This window comes from Vagococcus sp. WN80Y (assembly GCF_059621045.1).
Genome location: NZ_JCAQHY010000169.1, coordinates 92475 through 110544 on the forward strand (window position 1 = coordinate 92475; position 18070 = coordinate 110544).

17 protein-coding genes are annotated in these 18070 nt (G+C 34.2%); 2 read left to right on the forward strand and 15 right to left on the reverse strand.

Annotated elements, in window-relative coordinates; all coding sequences use genetic code 11:
* Window positions 1-36: 36 nt before the first annotated feature.
* The 15 genes from AC5KOD_RS17645 to AC5KOD_RS17715 form a co-directional block, all read right to left on the reverse strand.
* Window positions 37-672, reverse strand: coding sequence for a sugar transferase (locus AC5KOD_RS17645; protein ID WP_496915901.1), 636 nt, complete (start codon window positions 670-672; stop codon window positions 37-39).
* On the reverse strand, window positions 662-1780 hold the full coding sequence (locus AC5KOD_RS17650; RefSeq protein WP_496915902.1) for a DegT/DnrJ/EryC1/StrS family aminotransferase: 1119 nt from the start codon (window positions 1778-1780) through the stop codon (window positions 662-664). Before AC5KOD_RS17650 ends, AC5KOD_RS17645 begins: the two co-directional genes overlap by 11 nt.
* A 17-nt stretch (window positions 1781-1797) precedes the next feature.
* Window positions 1798-3615 (reverse strand): polysaccharide biosynthesis protein, encoded by a 1818-nt coding sequence (locus AC5KOD_RS17655; RefSeq protein WP_496915903.1) that lies wholly within the window; start codon window positions 3613-3615, stop codon window positions 1798-1800.
* Between the two features lie 35 nt (window positions 3616-3650).
* Complete coding sequence (locus tag AC5KOD_RS17660; RefSeq protein ID WP_496915920.1) at window positions 3651-4415, reverse strand: tyrosine-protein phosphatase; 765 nt, start codon at window positions 4413-4415, stop codon at window positions 3651-3653.
* 27 nt (window positions 4416-4442) lie between these two features.
* The gene (locus AC5KOD_RS17665; protein ID WP_496915904.1) at window positions 4443-5141 is read right to left on the reverse strand and encodes a CpsD/CapB family tyrosine-protein kinase; all 699 of its coding nucleotides are present in this window, start codon (window positions 5139-5141) and stop codon (window positions 4443-4445) included.
* Between the two features lie 14 nt (window positions 5142-5155).
* The gene (locus AC5KOD_RS17670) at window positions 5156-5968 is read right to left on the reverse strand and encodes a YveK family protein (protein WP_496915905.1); all 813 of its coding nucleotides are present in this window, start codon (window positions 5966-5968) and stop codon (window positions 5156-5158) included.
* Window positions 5969-6068: 100 nt separating this feature from the next.
* Window positions 6069-7184 carry a non-hydrolyzing UDP-N-acetylglucosamine 2-epimerase gene (wecB, locus tag AC5KOD_RS17675; protein WP_496915906.1) on the reverse strand — a complete coding sequence of 372 codons (1116 nt, stop codon included), beginning with the start codon at window positions 7182-7184 and terminating at the stop codon, window positions 6069-6071.
* Between the two features lie 178 nt (window positions 7185-7362).
* Window positions 7363-8799, reverse strand: a complete 1437-nt coding sequence (locus AC5KOD_RS17680; protein WP_496915907.1) for an LTA synthase family protein — start codon at window positions 8797-8799, stop codon at window positions 7363-7365.
* A 402-nt stretch (window positions 8800-9201) separates the two neighbouring features.
* On the reverse strand, window positions 9202-10044 hold the full coding sequence (gene rfbD / locus AC5KOD_RS17685) for a dTDP-4-dehydrorhamnose reductase (protein WP_496915908.1): 843 nt from the start codon (window positions 10042-10044) through the stop codon (window positions 9202-9204).
* Window positions 10041-11321 carry a flippase gene (locus AC5KOD_RS17690; RefSeq protein ID WP_496915909.1) on the reverse strand — a complete coding sequence of 427 codons (1281 nt, stop codon included), beginning with the start codon at window positions 11319-11321 and terminating at the stop codon, window positions 10041-10043. The genes rfbD and AC5KOD_RS17690 overlap by 4 nt, the downstream gene beginning before the upstream one ends.
* A 21-nt stretch (window positions 11322-11342) precedes the next feature.
* Window positions 11343-12329: a dTDP-glucose 4,6-dehydratase gene (gene rfbB / locus AC5KOD_RS17695; RefSeq protein ID WP_496915910.1), complete on the reverse strand. Its 987-nt coding sequence runs from the start codon at window positions 12327-12329 to the stop codon at window positions 11343-11345.
* Window positions 12330-12890 (reverse strand): dTDP-4-dehydrorhamnose 3,5-epimerase, encoded by a 561-nt coding sequence (gene rfbC, locus AC5KOD_RS17700; protein ID WP_496915911.1) that lies wholly within the window; start codon window positions 12888-12890, stop codon window positions 12330-12332.
* Window positions 12891-12907: 17 nt separating this feature from the next.
* On the reverse strand, window positions 12908-13777 hold the full coding sequence (gene rfbA, locus AC5KOD_RS17705; protein ID WP_496915912.1) for a glucose-1-phosphate thymidylyltransferase RfbA: 870 nt from the start codon (window positions 13775-13777) through the stop codon (window positions 12908-12910).
* Window positions 13778-14069: 292 nt separating this feature from the next.
* Window positions 14070-15143, reverse strand: coding sequence for an NAD-dependent epimerase/dehydratase family protein (locus AC5KOD_RS17710; protein ID WP_496915913.1), 1074 nt, complete (start codon window positions 15141-15143; stop codon window positions 14070-14072).
* 12 nt (window positions 15144-15155) lie between these two features.
* Window positions 15156-15872 (reverse strand): IspD/TarI family cytidylyltransferase, encoded by a 717-nt coding sequence (locus AC5KOD_RS17715; protein WP_496915914.1) that lies wholly within the window; start codon window positions 15870-15872, stop codon window positions 15156-15158.
* 221 nt (window positions 15873-16093) lie between these two features.
* On the opposite strand from AC5KOD_RS17715, the gene AC5KOD_RS17720 reads away from it, so the two are divergent.
* Window positions 16094-17038: an NAD-dependent epimerase/dehydratase family protein gene (locus AC5KOD_RS17720; protein ID WP_496915915.1), complete on the forward strand. Its 945-nt coding sequence runs from the start codon at window positions 16094-16096 to the stop codon at window positions 17036-17038.
* Between the two features lie 139 nt (window positions 17039-17177).
* Window positions 17178-18070: transposase (locus AC5KOD_RS17725; RefSeq protein WP_496915916.1), on the forward strand; the 893-nt coding region annotated here is incomplete at its 3' end.

Sequence of the window (18070 nt, forward strand, 5' to 3'; positions counted from 1 at the left end):
TTTGTTAAAATTTCCCTCTACTTCAACTGGCTTTCTTTACTTATTAATTTTATTACTATTTCCTTCAAATTTTTCCACTGTACTGCTGCTAATAGATGTTATCCCTTCTCGTTGGAATACTTTTTTTACTGTTAAAATAAGTATTTTACAATCATTCGCAAAAGTTATGTTGTTAACATAATCTACGTCTAATTTAAATTTATCTTCCCAACTTATTTCATTTCGGCCATTTACCTGAGCCAAACCTGTCAATCCAGGGCGAACTAAATGACGTTTTTTTTGCTCCCTATTATACAATGACAAATAATCGACTAGTAGCGGTCTCGGACCAATTATCGACATATCTCCTTTTAAAATATTAAATAGCTCTGGCAATTCATCCAAACTCGTTGATCTCAAAAATTTCCCAAAATTTGTTAACCTTTCCTTGTCAGGTAACATAACCCCATCTATATCTGTCTCATCAGACATTGTTCTAAATTTGTACATTGAGAATATTTTATGATCTTTCCCTGGACGCTCCTGTCTAAAAATCACTGGCGTTCCTAATTTTTTTTTAATTGCTAAACTAGTTATAATCATTACTGGAGATAAGAGTAATAACCCAAGCAAAGATAAAATAATATCTATTAGTCTCTTAAAATATTTGAAATAAACACTATTATTTATCATCCTTAAACACTCTCTTAATTACGTTGACCACTCTTCTAATCTCATAAATATCCATTTTTGTGTCTGAAGGCAAACAAATACATTTACTAAATAATGTTTCCGAAACATTCCCGCCAATATAATCATACTTTTCAAAAATCGGCTGTAAATGCATTGGCTTCCAAAGTGGTCTAGATTCAATATTTTCTTTTTCTAAAGCTAGAATCAGCTCTTCTGGCGGCTTATTTTCTAACTGGATCACACTTAACCAAAAATTTGGCTCGCACCAATCATTATTGGGCATAAACGTAATATCATTGATATAAGCTAGTTCTTTTTTATAATAATCATATATTTCAATTTTCTTTTTTATTCTTTTATTCAAAATTTTCAACTGCCCTCTACCAATGCCAGCGCAAACATTACTCAGTCGGTAATTATAGCCAATCTCACTATGTTGATAGTGTCGTGCCTCGTCTCTTGACTGTGTAGCCCAAAAGCGAGTTTTTTCTACTAACTTCTCATCATCAGAGACTAACATTCCACCTCCAGAAGTAGTAATAATTTTATTACCATTAAAAGAAAAGATTCCGATTTTTCCAAAAACACCTGTTTGTTTTCCTTTGTAAGTGGAACCCAATGACTCTGCAGCATCCTCAATTAACGGAACATTAAACTCATTACAAATTAAAAGAATCTCATCAAGATTAGCCACTAAACCATAAAGATGAACAACAATTACTGCTTTAGTGTTAGGATATTTTTCTAATCCTTTTCTCAAAGCGATAGGATCCATATTCCATGTATCATAATCACTATCAATAAAAACAGGTCTTGCACCTTGATAGATTATTGGATTTACAGTTGCTGAAAAGGTAAGTGTCTGACAAAGTACTATATCATCTCTGCCAACTCCAACAGCTTTTAACGCTAAATGAAGTCCCGCCGTCCCAGATGACAAAGCTGCAGCATGAGAACATCCAACATATTCACACAATTCAGTCTCGAACTTATTTACATTTTCTCCAAGAGGAGCAATCCAATTCGTTTCAAATGCTTGTTTAACATAATATTGTTCAAAGCCTTCCTCACTCATGTGAGGGGATGATAAAAAGATTCTACTATCCATTATCCACTCTCCAATTTTTACTTTTTCTTCTTACTTGAGCTGTTAGCAAATTCAATCAGTTTTTCCGCTAATTTTTGCTTCTCTTGAGGTAAATGACGCACAAATTCTAATACATAACTTGATTCATAACCAGTAATATTACCCACAAATATCTTGTCATGAATCTGATTTGGAGATTTTTCTTTATCGACTAATAATTCCTCGTATAATTTTTCCCCCGGTCTAATTCCAGTCTCAACAATTTCGATTTCATCTTCAGTACAGCCACTCAATTTGATCATCTTCTTAGCCAAATCACTTATTTTAACTGGTTCTCCCATGTCTAAAATAAAAATTTCCCCACCTTCAGCCAATGCTCCTGATTGCAAAACCAATCTACTTGCTTCTGGAATAGTCATAAAGTATCTTGTCATACGTAAATCCGTAACAGTTATTGGCCCTCCATATTCAATTTGTTCTTTAAATAAAGGAACAACACTCCCTCTACTACCTAGTACGTTACCAAAACGAACCGCTGAAAATTTTGTTTTCCCTTGTTCATTTAGTCCAGTAATAATCATTTCCGCGATACGTTTCGTAGCTCCCATAACATTTGGAGGATTATTAGCCTTATCCGTCGAAATCATGACAAAAGACTTCACATCATTTTCTTTAGCTGCTTCAGCAACATTTTTTGTTCCGTAAATATTATTCTTAACGGCTTCAGTCGGATTTCCCTCCATTAAAGGAACATGTTTATGAGCAGCTGCATGGTAAATTATATCCGGTTGATACTCTTTAATAATCGCAAATATCCTCTCCTTATCTTGAATATCTGCGATTATGGGGATTATTTCTACATTACTATTTCGCTCATTTCCTCTTAAATCTTTTTCAATTAAGTAAATCGAATTTTCTCCATGACCAACTAAAACAATTTTTTGGGGACTAAAACGAATTACTTGTCGACAAATTTCTGAACCAATGGAACCTCCTGCTCCCGTCACTAAGATAGACTTACCCATAAGTTGATCAGAGATTGCTTCCATATCCAATTTCACTTCTTCTCTTCCTAGTAAATCGATCACATCAACTTCTCTCAATTTAGTCACATTAACATCACCATTTACTATTTGTTCAATAGACGGCATCGATTTTATTGAAACACATGTATCTCTTAATATATCTAAAATCCTTTCAAATCCTTTTGGTTTAAGAGAAGGTATAGCAATTATAACATTCTCAATATTATATTCTTCAATTAATATTGGTAAGTCATCAGTCCTTCCAATAACTTTGCTACCGTAGAACATTGTACCTACTTTATCTTGAGCATCATCAACAACACCAACAATTTTCATGTGATTATTCGTAATTGATGACCTAAGAGTATTTAATAAAATCCCACCACCAGCACCAGCGCCAACTATTATAGTATTCTTTTGATTTCTTTTATCTTTAATCTTACTAGTTTGATATTCAATTAAAATACGCCAAACAATCCGACTTGCACATATTCCAAACATGCTTAATAAGTATGTAAAAAAAATATAACGCTGACTATAAATATCACCGCTAAATATAAAATAAATCATCTCAATCATATATGAAATTGATAACGCGAAAAATATTGCTATTAGTTCTTTTAAACTCGTATATCGATTAATTCGTGTAAAAACTTTAAAAAATTGCCCTAAAATCAAATACAAAACCAATTGAATAATTAGAGCTTTTATCAAAACTTGACCAGTCACTATAACGAATGGTTTCATATATATATAAGAAAATAGATTTGCTAATATAACTAATATCAAATCTATACTTAGTATAATCATAATTTTTACTTTTCTACTCATTAATAAAAAGCCCCTCTTCCACTCTTCCATGCTTACTAAAAAAAACTAAAACGACTCTTTTTCACTTTAATGAATCCTGGAACCATAATATCATCACCATTAATAATATCTTTTGCTATTTTTTTAAACTCTATTACTCTTTCATGTCCAAATTCTTTTTCCATTAAAGTATATGCTTCTTTAACATAAAAGGAGCGTTTCTCTATATTATGAGCGTCCGAGGCCAACATATGGACTAAATTGTGCTCTAACATAACTTGGGCTGTTTTTTGAATTTTTTTCCCAAAAACCCCAACATAGCTTGGAGCTGTCATTTGAGATAAGACCCCCATCTCTAAAAACGGGATAATTTTATTTGGATTATCAATAAAGACCGCATTCCTTTCTGGATGGACAATAATAGGAATAATTTCACGACTTAATAAATCAAAAAAAAGTTGTTCCGTAAATGCTGGAACATCACTGCTTGGAAATTCAATTAACAAGTAACGATCATCAATATCAGCAAATAAAATTTGATCATTATCAATCTCTCCAAGTAATTCGCCTGTAATTCTTACTTCCTGTCCTTCAAATAAAGTTAGAGGTATTTCACGAACATCCAACTCTTTTTGTAAAGCAGCAACCTGTTGAATTATATCATACTTTTGATTACGATAAGTACCATTATTATGATGAGGCGTGCAGAGAATATGAGTAATGCCACTATTAACAGCAACTTTGGCCATATTGATGGAATCCTCCAATTTTCCTGCTCCATCATCTATTCCTGGTAATATATGACAATGCAAATCAATCATTCTTTTCACTCCTCATCCTCTTTTTATTTATGCACCATAATAATAGTAACCTTGGTCAACATTACGCGTAGATCCATTATATACTACACCTAGCATATTAGCATTTACCATCTCTAATAAGCTCTTTGCTTTTAATAAAGCATTTTTATTTGATACTCCCTCACGAACAACCATAATTGCTCCATCGACTTGTGATGCTACAACTTGGGCATCTGTAACCGCTACAACCGGTGGCATATCAAAAATTACTAAGTCGTACGCGGCACGCATTTCTTTAATTACTGTATGCATACGTATTGAACCTAACATTTCTGAAGGATTCGGTGGTTTTGGGCCGCTTGACAAAATAGTTAAATTTTCAATACCAGAATTTTGGACGACGTTTTGAATTTGAGAATCACGTTCACTTAATAAATTGCTCAATCCATGATGATTACGTAACCCAAAACTTTTGGCAACTGTTGGTTTCCGTAAATCAGCATCTACAAGAAGAGTCCTAACACCTGAGTTAGCAAAAACTACAGCTAAATTAGCCGAAGTAGTTGATTTACCTTCTCCTGGACCTGATGACGTAACTATTAAAGTTTTTAATTCTCTATCTATCATTGCAAATTGAATATTAGTTCTAATTGTCCGATACTGTTCTGAAACAGGAGAGGTTCGATCCGCCAGTGTAATTAAACTAACTGCTTGAGTTGCTTCTTTTATCGCTTTCTTTTTAAACATTCTTTTACCTCTTTCTAAACTCTATTTCGCTGACGGCGCGTTTGAGGGGTGACACTATCACTGGAAGTCGCTGTCGCTGTGGGTTTTCGAGTATTAGTCGTTTCAATGGGCTGTTGAACTACCTTTCCACTCAATTCTTTGGCAGTCATTTCTGGAACAGTGCCAAGTATTGGAAATTCCAATACTTCCTTTATATATTTATCATCCTTAACAGTTTTATCTAACAACTCCATTAAGAAAGCAAAGCCGATCCCTATCATCAAACCTAATACTACCCCTATCAACAAATTCAATTTATTATTTGGAGAAATAGGGCTTGTATTCAAATTAGCAGGCGCAATAATCGATATTTTATCAACCTCAATAACTTCCTTTGCTTGCTCTTGAAAAACCTTAGCAACCGTATTAGCAACAACTTGAGCAATTTTGGGATCAGATGAAGTTGCTTTAATGGAAAACATCTGTGAATTTTGTTCTTGAACCACTTCTAACATGCCTTGAATTTCACGCGCATTACCCTTGAAGTTTGATTCTTTTGCCACTGTTTCTGCAGCCATGTCAGAAACAATATTAGAAGTAGTTATAAAATCTTTATAAGTCGTAATCATATATAAATTAAAATTGACATCATTGACGTTGCTATTAACGCCTTCTGCTGGTCGTGGTAACTTAACCATTAACTGAGTAGATGAACTATACTTTGGTGTCATAAGCACATAGGTTATGACTGCCGAAAAACCTAATCCTAAGAACATCATCGTTAATATTAAAGCAAAACGTTTTTTTATAATATCAAATATATCTTGCAAACTTATTGTTTCTTCCATTTATATCCTCCAAAAATTCCTCTAATTAAATTTTTACATAAGAACCATTATATCATATTAGCCACTACTGTAGTTTGATTATTTGAGATTATTAACAAAATCATTCAGAAAACGACTTACTAATAGCATCGAGTATATACTTACTAGCCTGACCATCTCCATAAGGATTTTTTGCTTCAGCCATCCGTTGATACTCTTTTTGATTTTCTAAAAGCTCTCTCATTCCTTTATAGACGTCCTCATACTTTGTTCCAATCAACTTAAGAGTTCCTGCTCTAACTCCTTCTGGACGCTCTGTAGTATCCCTCAAAACTAATACTGGTTTCCCTAATGAGGGAGCCTCTTCCTGAACACCACCAGAATCGGTCATAATGAAGTAACTCTGATTAGCCACATTGTGAAAATCCTCTACCTCTAAGGGAGAAATTAAATGAATACGCTTATGCCCTCCTAGATAAGTATTAGCCAAATTTTGAACAACTGGACTTAAGTGAACAGGATAAACAACCTCTATGTCCCCGTTTTCATCTACTACTTGTTTCACCGCCTGAAAAACCTCTCGCATTGGTTCCCCTTGATTCTCACGACGGTGCATGGTCAGCAAAATCATCTTACGATCTGTCTCCACTTTCTCAAGTGCCTTATGAGAGTAACTATCCTTTATTGTATAATGTAGAGCATCAATTACAGTATTCCCAGTTACAGTAATTTTTGTAGGATTAATATTTTCTTTTAATAAATTATCACGACTTTCTTCAGTCGGCGCGAAGTACAAATCACTTAAAACATCAGTTAACTGTCGATTCATCTCTTCTGGAAAAGGAGAATACTTTTGCCATGTACGTAATCCTGCCTCTACGTGTCCAATCTTAACTTGATGATAGAATGCAGAGAGACTAGTAGCGAATGTTGTTGTCGTATCTCCGTGCACCAAAATAATATCTGGCGTTGTTTCAGCCAATACCTTCTCCAATTGAAGTAAGATATTAGTCGTAATATCTGCCAGACTTTGATTATCTTTCATAATATTTAAATCATAGTCAGGTTCAATCTCAAATGTTTTTAGGACTTGATCTAACATTTCTCGATGTTGAGCTGTCACAACTACAATGCTCTCAAATTTGTCAGCTTGAGCTTGTATTTCTTTAATAAGTGGTGCCATCTTTATTGCCTCTGGTCGGGTACCAAAGACTGTCATTATCTTGATTTTATTCAATATCTTCACCTGCTCAACTTATTTTTTCAATTCTTCACTTCTTCCATTATATAGTGTCTACAGTCAATTTCAAGAGTTATCGGAAATTTTCACTGTTTTTTGCGAATAAACTATTCTCAGGATGAAACTTTATCAACAATAGACTAGATAGATTTAAACGAAGAAATAGCATTTTACCCTATTTTTCTTTTAACAAATTAATAGTATAAAAATCTGAGCCCTGAGATAAATATTCCTTTGTTTCATTTAACCCATACTCTTCCAAAATTGTCGGACTTTCTGAGAATAAATTTGTTCCCAATCCAATGCGTTCCTCCTCAAAAGATACACCTAATGCTGCCAGCGTACTAGGGAACATGTCCATTGTGCTAAAAAGTCTATTGTTAGTCAATTTGGGCTCTACTTGACTATTCAAAAATAAATTAAATACTCGTCTTTTCTCTAATTGGATTTCTTTTCTTTCAAAGTATTTTCCATCCATACTCAAATGATCGCCTGAAATTACTACCGTTGTGTTCTCATAAAAATCTTGCTGCTTAATCCAAGAAACGAACTCTACTAGCTGATCGGCTGTGTAAGAATACACATTTTCATATTGTTCATTAAACTTTTCAGAGGCCTCTTTTTCTAAATACCCACTGACATGGTGAGTATTAGCAGTTAACATTGTAAAATTGAATGGCGCTTTCTCATTGGACAACTTTTCTAGCTCTACTTTTGCATATTCAAATAATTTACTATCTTCAAAGCCCCACCATTCTTTATACTCTTCGGGAATTAATTTTCGTTCCTTTGCTGTATGATAATCAAATATTTTATAATTACCATGCTGAGACAAGTAGGCTTCACGTCCACCAAAAGTTAAATCCGATCCAACCATAATCATTTGGTTATAGCCTTCCTGCATCAAGAGATCACCTAGAGTAGTTGCCCCTGGCAAAAATGATTTTGATGATTCTTGGCTATAATCACTTCCGTCAGTATCTATTTTTAACGGGATACCTGCTGTTTGGGCGACCATTCCGGCAATAGTCCAACCAGTTCCAGGTAGCTGAACTGCCCCACCAAATTCTTTGTCACTGTCAGAAAAATAGATACCTTCTCTTGAAAGTTTAGTTAGAGGTTCAATAACGTCTTGTGTCATTTGTCCGCCAATCTCTTTATTAGTAAACGTCGTCTCCAACGATTCCACGAAAATATATACCAAATTTCTTTTTTTATCTGGAAAATGAAACGCCACTTTTTTAGGATCTACATAATTGTCTGCAATAAAAAAAGAAGAGGAGGTTAGATATTTGTAAAGCCCCTGTGCATCAACAATTCTAGCGCTTAAAACTATTGAAATAAATGATATAAACAAGATTGACATCATTTTAATAGAGTTTAATACAACGTGTTTTTTGGACTTTACAACATCTAATAGATAATCACTTTTTTCAATAAAGCAATTGGATGGATTATCAAGAAAAACTAGTATCGGAAACGGAATGACTATGGCATATAAACATACCTCTCTCATAAATGAATGGACAAATTCTTCATTTGTTCCTTCTAATGGTGCTAAGATATGATATAAAATTTGTTCTGGCGTGACCAGTCCAAAATTAAAAATCACCCACAAGCTTCCTAATAGACTAAAACTAGCAATAACCAACAGACTAAAACTTAATACTAATAAAGCAACACGACTTACACTGAGCCTTTTCCAATGTTCTCCTCTAAAAAACTTCAGATCAAAAAACTCATAAATAAAAATTAGAAAAGCACTAACTATGAATCCGATAGATAGGTAATAAGTCTCAAAATACTTCATAAAAAGTTGAAGAGCCGCACCGTAATTGAATGATACTAGTATTATGATAGTCAAGATGTTTCCAATAAAAAAAAGAGTCCCATATAGATAAATAAAGTCAATATCTTTCTTATAAGATTTAAATAAATAAAAAACTACCAAACAAAAAAAGCTTGGTAGAAACAAATACAAGGCATTAAACACATGAATTCCCCCAAAGTCCCACTAGTCTAACGATTTCATTAAACTTTCTAAAGCCTCTTGCCATGTTCTAATAATGAATCCCGTTCCCTTAACTTTACTTAGGTCCATAACAGAATACTTCGGCCTATCGGCTTTTTGAATAAAGTCAGCTGATCTCACTGCTTGAATTTCAACTGAATCATTCTTCAATATTTCTTTAGCAAACTCATACCAACTGCAGCTATTATCATTTGAAAAATGATAAATACCATACTCAATCTGTTGATCAACAGCATAAACCATAAAATCTGCTAAATCTCGTGTCCAAGTTGGACGCCCAAACTGATCATCGACTATTGTCAAAACCTTATTATTCCTTGCCAAGCGTTGCATCGTAAAAACAAAGTTAGGACCAAATTGACCAAATACCCATGATGTTCTAATAATGTAGTAGCGAGTCATGATCTTCTCAACAGCCTGTTCTCCTGCTAATTTTGCTCTACCATATTCGTTTAATGGATGAGGTCTATCATCAACTTGATACTGATAATCTTTTTTACTTCCATCAAAGACATAATCTGTACTAATATAAATAAGTATTGCCCCAACTTCTTCAGAAGATTTTGCTATATTGCGTGTTCCTTCAACATTAACTTCTTCGTTAAGCTTTTTTCCTTCATCTTCAGCTTTATCAACTGCTGTATAAGCCGCACAATGGTACACAATTGTTGGCCGATGCGTCTGAAAATAAGTCTCTACTTCCTTTTTGTCCGTTATGTCTAGCTCTTCCTGTCCTACAGCCAAATATTTTTTTCCTTGTTCATCTAACAACTGACATAATTCTGTTCCAAGCTGCCCCTTAGCACCTGTGACTAGTATACTCATTTTAGTGATTCCTCCTCTAATTTCCCTCTTGGTACATCAATCTGTTGTTTTTTCAAATAAGCATACATTGAAATAGTTACTAAACTTTCGATTAATAATGCGTTAATTGCAGTTCCAGTTTCTTGAAACAGAAGAGTCAGGACAACAATACTGACAATACTAACCAATCCAGATACCAGATAAATTCGTGATAATTGTTTTTTAAAATTGAAAGTCGTCATCGTCATCATTCCTAAAATATTACTCCAAGCTACCATTAAGGGTAAAAAGGACATGATTTGAATCAAACGCACTGAATGATCAAATTTATTTTGAAATAAAAATGTTAGTACTGGTCCTGTTCCAATTAATAGAATAAAGCATCCCGCAATGAAAACCACCGAAACAATCAACCACACTTTTTGAATTAGTTTTAATGCAGATTCTTTAGATTCTAAAGCCAATTGAGTCACTTTTGGATAAAAGGTTTGTGTAATGGGTGTTGCAATGCTTGAACAAACTCTTATCAAAGTGTTAGCGATATTAAAATAACCAGTAGCTGTATCACCTACCACTAATCCCAAAACGAAAATATTTGTTGTGTTGTACACACTTGTCGCTAAAGTTGACAAGAATAAGTGCCACGAATTGCGATATTGTTGAATTAGCTCACTCACTTTTGGCAATTTAAATTTAACATTGTACTTAAAACGTACAATTAATGATGCAATCATACCAATCACAAGATAACCTAACGAATTTAAGATGGCCACATTATACAAATCACTTTCGGTTTTGACAAAAACAAATAAACCAGCCGTAAAGATCGCTTTAGAAATAAAGTTTAAGATGCCTATACTTTGCATCTCCTCAATTCCTTGGAAAAACCAGACCGGCAAAAAAACATTCCCAATAACTATGCCAAACATTAACAAATAATACATCGGTTGCTCATTCATCTTTGGTATAAATGAAATCATCACTAATAAGATAATTAGGCAAAGCATTGTTAAGAGCAGCTTACAAACAATCACATTAGAATAAATTGAACGTATTTTCTCTTTATTTTGGCGATTAACTGAAATTTCTTGGGTAGCCGAAATATTAAAACCATAGTTTGTAACAATAATAAAATATTGCATGACGGCTTGAACAAAGCTGTTCAAGCCATAATTTTGAATACCTAATACACTGATCAAATAGGGCATCGTAATAAGAGGAAAAATAAAGTTTAACATTTCCACGCTTGCAAGTGATAAAAAATTAGTTGCCGTTCTTTTTCTGACTGATTTAACCATCTTATGACTCCTATTTTACCATTACTGGCCTAGTTTAGCTGTCTCTTGTAGTGGACGCCACCATGCTTCATTTGCTAAATACCAATCAATCGTATCAATAATTCCTGTTTCAAATGTATATTTCGGTGTCCACCCTAATTCATTTTCTAATTTTGTTGGGTCAATCGCGTAACGTTTATCATGACCTAACCGATCCTCCACATATGTTTTCAACTTAGGTGAAGCTTGCAATTTTTCGATTATGATATCAACAATTTGATTATTAGTCCGCTCATTGTGCCCACCAACATTATAAATCTCACCCTTACGGCCTTTGTGTAAAACTAAATCTATCGCTTGGCAATGGTCATACACATGTAACCAGTCACGAACATTTTCTCCATCACCATATATTGGTAATGATTTACCATCTAGAGCATTGCTAATCATCAAAGGAATTAGCTTCTCTGGAAAATGATACGGCCCGTAATTATTTGAACAACGGGTAATATTAACATTCATACCATATGTTTCGAAATAAGAACGCACAAGTAAGTCAGCCCCTGTTTTACTTGCTGAATACGGACTATTTGGAGCAAGAGGGGTTTCTTCGGTAAAGTACCCTTCTGGTCCTAATGATCCATATACTTCATCTGTGGATACTTGTAAGTATTTCTCTATTTTCAATTCTTTGGCAACATCGAGTAACGCTAATGTCCCTTGAATATTGGTTTCCACAAATATTGACGGATTTAAAATACTGCGATCAACATGTGATTCAGCTGCAAAATTAATTAAGTGAGTTACCTGGTATTCTTGAATCAAATGTCTGACTAATTCACGGTTCGTAATATTTCCTTGTATAAAAACATGTTGTGGGTTATCTGAGATACTCGCTAAATTCTCAATATTTCCCGCATATGTTAATAAATCTAAATTAATTATCTTATATGTAGGATGTTGTTTTAGCATATAATGAACAAAATTGCTACCAATAAATCCAGCCCCACCTGTTACAAGAATATTCATTTAATTAGCCTCCCAAATAAAGTTATTTTCAGCATCTACTAAAGTTGGATGTTTTAAGTCTTTATCAGACATAATAGGATTATTCATGGGCCACATGATACCAATTGCTGGATCATCATACGCAATTCCTCGATCATGTTCTGGTGAATATAATTCATCCACTTTATATTGAACATTTACATTACCAGTTAGTGTACAAAAACCATGAGCAAACCCTTTAGGTACTAATAGCTGACGGTGATTGAATTCACTTAAAATATACCCTTCCCACTTGCCATAGGTTGGCGAGCCTTTACGCATATCAACTAAAACATCATAAATAACCCCAGTAGTGACTCGCAATATTTTTGTTTGAGCTTTTGGTGCTAATTGGTAATGAAGTCCTCTAATCACACCTGGTTCGACTGAAAGAGAGTGATTATCTTGAATAAACTCTTGGGTAATTCCTGCCTCAATAAATTTATCCTTAGTATACGATTCTGTAAAAAAACCACGATGATCTCCAAATACAGCTGTTTCAATTATTTTAACATCTTGCAAATTTGTTTCTAACAGTTTCAACTTATTCCCTCTTTCATTTAGTCAGTTTCAGCAATCCTTAACAGATACTGTCCGTACTGATTTTTCTTTAGTGGCTGTGCTAGCTGTACTAACTGTTCTCGGCTAATATAGCCCATTCGATAAGCAATTTCTTCCAAACAAGCCACTTTTAAGTTTTGGCGTTTTTCGATTGTTTCAATAAATACGGAAGCATCGAGAAGCGATTCATGAGTTCCTGTATCTAACCAGGCAAATCCTCTCCCTAACAACTCAACATTAAGCTCTCCTTGCTCCAAATAAGCTTTATTAACATCGGTAATTTCTAATTCACCACGATGTGATGGCGTCACTTTTTTCGCTATCTCAACAACGCTATTATCATAAAAGTAAAGGCCTGTCACAGCATAATTACTTTTTGGCATTTCAGGTTTTTCTTCAATTGACACTGCTTTTTTGTCTTGATCAAACTCAACAACACCAAAACGTTCTGGATCATTGACGTGATAACCAAATACAGTCGCTCCTTTTGGTTGACTGGCTGCTCGTTGTAAAATTTTTGATAAGCCACCACCATAATAAATGTTATCTCCTAAAATTAGACAGACTGACTCCTTGCCAATAAACTCTTCCCCAATTAAAAAGGCTTGAGCCAACCCTTCAGGTTTTTCTTGAATTTTATACTGAATATCCATTCCCAATTCATGACCATCACCAAATAATTGCTCAAACCGGTGCGTATCTTCTGGCGTAGAAATGATTAACACTTCCCTGATTCCCGCTAACATTAATGTCGATAAAGGATAATAGATCATCGGCTTATCATAAATAGGCATAAGTTGCTTAGAGGTCGCTTTTGTTAGTGGATACAAGCGTGTACCACTGCCACCAGCTAAAATAATTCCTTTCATTTCTAACGTCTCCTTTTTAAATACAATTTTCTCCTTTGGCTTATCCGTTTAAACATTATACTATAAATTGTAAGCACAAAGGGAGATTTCTATACGGTATATTGAATTAACCTACTCATCTTATGATTTTCTCGTGCATTTGTTGCTCTCAATCAACTTTAACTAACTGCTACTTTTAAATTAAGACTAAAAAACAAGAAGAAACAATTAATTCTCCTTGCTTTAATTCAAAGACAACATCGTGTACGTTCACTAAGTACTCAACTAATTTCATTATAACGTGAAATGATATCTAATTATTTACAGTAGATTTATCTTTTAATATTGCTAGAGTATTTTGTAATCCCTCTTCTATCGAATAAAGAGGACGCCATCCCAACTGACGAATCTTTGTTGGATCTAATAGTGCTTTTGTCGCTTTAGAAAAACCAGCAGTTTCTGTTTCATCGGGTAAATCAAAGATTACTTTCGTACCAGAAATTTTTGCAACTAACTCTGCAAGTTCCTTCAACGTGACATCAGAAGTGTCATCTCCAATATTATACGCCTCTCCGTCCTCACCATTTAGTAAGGTAAAGAGGGCCCCTGAGACAGCATCTGTTACATGCGTATAAGAATACAATTGATTACCTTCACTTTTCAAAATAATATTCTCACTACTTATTCCATTTTTAATAAACTGAGAGATCGCCTTGGTATCAGAATCAAGCATTGTTGCACCATAGGTTCTGGCCAATCGAGGTATGACCACTTCTATCCCATATTGTTTTCGATAAGCCTGACACAAGCTTTCCCCAGCTCGCTTACCTTCTGGATAGCCGGCTCTAAGCGTGTTACAATCGATATACCCCATATACCTTTCATCGAATCGCTCAATGTCTCCACGATTCTCACCATAAATTTCAACAGATGAAGCAAAAATAAAGCGAGTTGCCTGGTTTTCAACTGCAAATTCTAATAAATTTTTTGTTCCTATAATATTAGTCAAAACTGTTCCAACTGGATCAGTTGCGTAGGCAACTGGGTGAGTATTACTTGCAGCATGAAAAATATAATCCAATTGACTTACATTGATTTCAGACAATGGATGATTAATGTCCTGAGCAACAAATGTAAATTCAGGGATTTTCCAATGCTGTTGAAAACGCTCCTCTGCTTTTTTTTGATTTCGCCCTAAGGCTATTATTTTGCAATTATCTTGGAACGTTTTATTTCTATACATTAGCACATCAATTAGAAAGCTACCAATCATGCCCGTAGCTCCAGAGACAATGATTGTTTTATTTTTCAAATTTTCCCAATTATATGGAAAATTTGCCACTGTTTTTATATCATCTCGATATAAATGATGGGTTAATATACTCATCGATTTTCTCCTTTATTTTAGCCATGTATCTTTATCTGCCTTGAGGTATGCCTTAAACATTTCTAAATCATCTTTTGTTGTCAGTTTAATATTTTTATCAGATCCCGCAGCAAAATAAAGTCTTTCACCTAAATCTACCATCATGGTATTTGTGTAAGATGAGCCATAAATACCGATTTCTCTTTCAAAGGCCTCGTGATAAGCCCAATCTAATTTACCGTAAGTGTATGCTTGTGGGGTGGAAACTCGTCGAAGACTTTCGCGAGGAATATATTCCTCCGTTGAAATATCATCTTTTATTTTAAATATTTGTTCATTATAAGGCAAAGAGGTCACTGCATTGCCGTACTTCTTACATTTTACAATAACATCAGATAAAACAGATGCGTCTACCAACGGACGAATTCCGTCATGTATGATTATAATATCATCTTTGCTACATTCTTCCGCTAAATGATAGACACCATTTCTAATTGATTCTTGGCCTGTCTCACCACCTGAAATAACCCACTTCAATTTATCAATATTAAACTGTTTTGCATACGCCCATAAAATATCTTGCCATCCGTCTATGCACACTACTTCAATGGCATCTATCTCTGGATGATTTTGAAATCCTTCCAAGGTATAAATTAACACGGGTTTATCATATACATTAATAAATTGCTTTGGAATATCCTGCCCCATTCTAGTTCCTGAGCCACCTGCGATAATTAATCCTATATTCATTTTCCATTTCTCCTTTTGCGCTCTCAATTGCATTCAATTAGATTGTTACATAATGTAGAAAAAAAGTCTAGCTTTACTGGAATCCTTAGCCATCTTTAATTCTTCTTTAAGATTATCAGCTTCATTAAAAATTTATAAAGGACTATCAGGCAATGCCATTATTGACTAATTTATGTTAAAATGAGTAAGATTAAGTATTTACATTAAAGGAGAAATAATTTATGGATAACATCCTTATTACAGGTGGAGCTGGTTTTATCGGTTCGACCTTAACCAATCATCTATCTAAAAATAATAACATTACTATTGTTGATAATTTATCAATGGGAAAAAAAGAAAATATCATTTTCAATAATAATATTACCTTCATTAATGGTGATGTGACCGATAAATTACTAATGAAACGATTACTAACTGAAACTGATTTTCACTACATTTATCACCTTGCAGCTATCGCAAGTGTTGCAGATTCTGTCGAACGACCTCTTGAAACCCATCAGACTAATTTTGAAAGTTTGTTAAACTTACTAGAATTAGCAAGGATTCATGCAAGCTCTCTGAAACGTTTTCTCTTTATCTCTTCTGCCGCAGTATATGGTGACGAGCCTACATTACCGAAAAATGAAGAGTCAGTCATTCGACCATTGACACCCTATGCTATTGATAAATTTTCAGCTGAAAAATATGTTCTTGCTTATAATAATTTATATGATATACCTACCAGTGCGGTTCGCTTTTTTAATGTCTATGGACCTAACCAGAATCCTGAATCACCCTATTCTGGCGTAATCTCCATTATAATGAACCAACTAAAAAAGCAACACAATAATCAATCTGGTTCTTTTACAATCTTTGGTGATGGTAGTCAGTCCCGAGATTTCATTTACGTCAAAGACGCCATACAAGCGGTTCTGCTAGTTGCAACTTCTGATTTATCCCGAGGAAAAGTCTTTAATGTCGGTAATGGGAAAGAAACCTCTCTTGAAGAATTACTAAACATGTTGCAAACTCTAACTCATATAGAGTTGCCTATCAGTTATGAGTCTTCTCGTACTGGTGATATTCCTTATTCTTACGCAGATATCAATAAACTTAAGGAACTAGGCTACAAAAGTCAATATGATATTCTTAACGGATTAAGCGACTATGTTTCTAAAGAGTTTTAAAATTAAATAAAAGAGGTTGGGACATAAGTAGATAATTAATCTGCTTTTATCCCCCCTTTTTTGCGTTTTAGGGTACACAAAAATAGCGTTCCTTGATATGATTAAAGTGACAAAACCCAATCAGAAAGGAGCGCTATTTATGTATCAAAATTATAACATGGATCAAGTTGTTTTACCACTAGACTTAGAGGTTAAAATTCCAGAAACTGACCTTGTAAAAGCGGTCAATGGATTAGTTGAATCCATACCTGAAGACCTTTTTTATTTAGTTGAAAAGAAAACAGGACGACCAGCCTATCATCCAAAAATGATGATGAAGGTTCTCTTGTATGCCTATACTCAATCTGTATTTTCTGGTAGAAAAATTGAAAGGCTCATGTCAGATAGTATTCGAATGATGTGGCTGACTAACCACGAAGTGGTTAGCTATCGTACAATCAATCGTTTTCGTGTTGAGCCAACTACGGCTGCTCTTCTTGAAGAATGTTTTATTCGATTTCGGTCACAACTAGTCCATTCACAGCTTATCGATAACGAAGCTATTTTTATCGATGGTACTAAACTAGAAGCTGATGCCAATAAATTTTCATTTGTTTGGAAAAAATCAACAGAAAAATATAATCAATCATTAAAAGAAAAATCTCAACAGTTTTATGAAGAGTTGTATCGAGAAGAAATTCTTCCCTGCTTGAAAGAGGAAAGCGATGAAATTGGGTTAAGCACTGAACAATTATCAGAAGCACGTGATTATTTAGCTAATGAAATTACTGAGGCGACTGATAAGATTGAGCAGTCAACCGACAAAGTTACAACTTCAAAGCTAAAAAGAAAGCGTCAAGCAGATAAAAAATACTTAAGAAAAATTAACGAAGATTTTCTACCTCGACGAAAAACATATGATGATTATATGGCAACCTTTGGTGCTCGTAATAGTTTTTCAAAAACAGATACAGATGCGACGTTTATGCGAATGAAAGATGACTACATGAAAAACGGTCAGCTAAAACCTGGTTATAATTTACAAATTGCTAC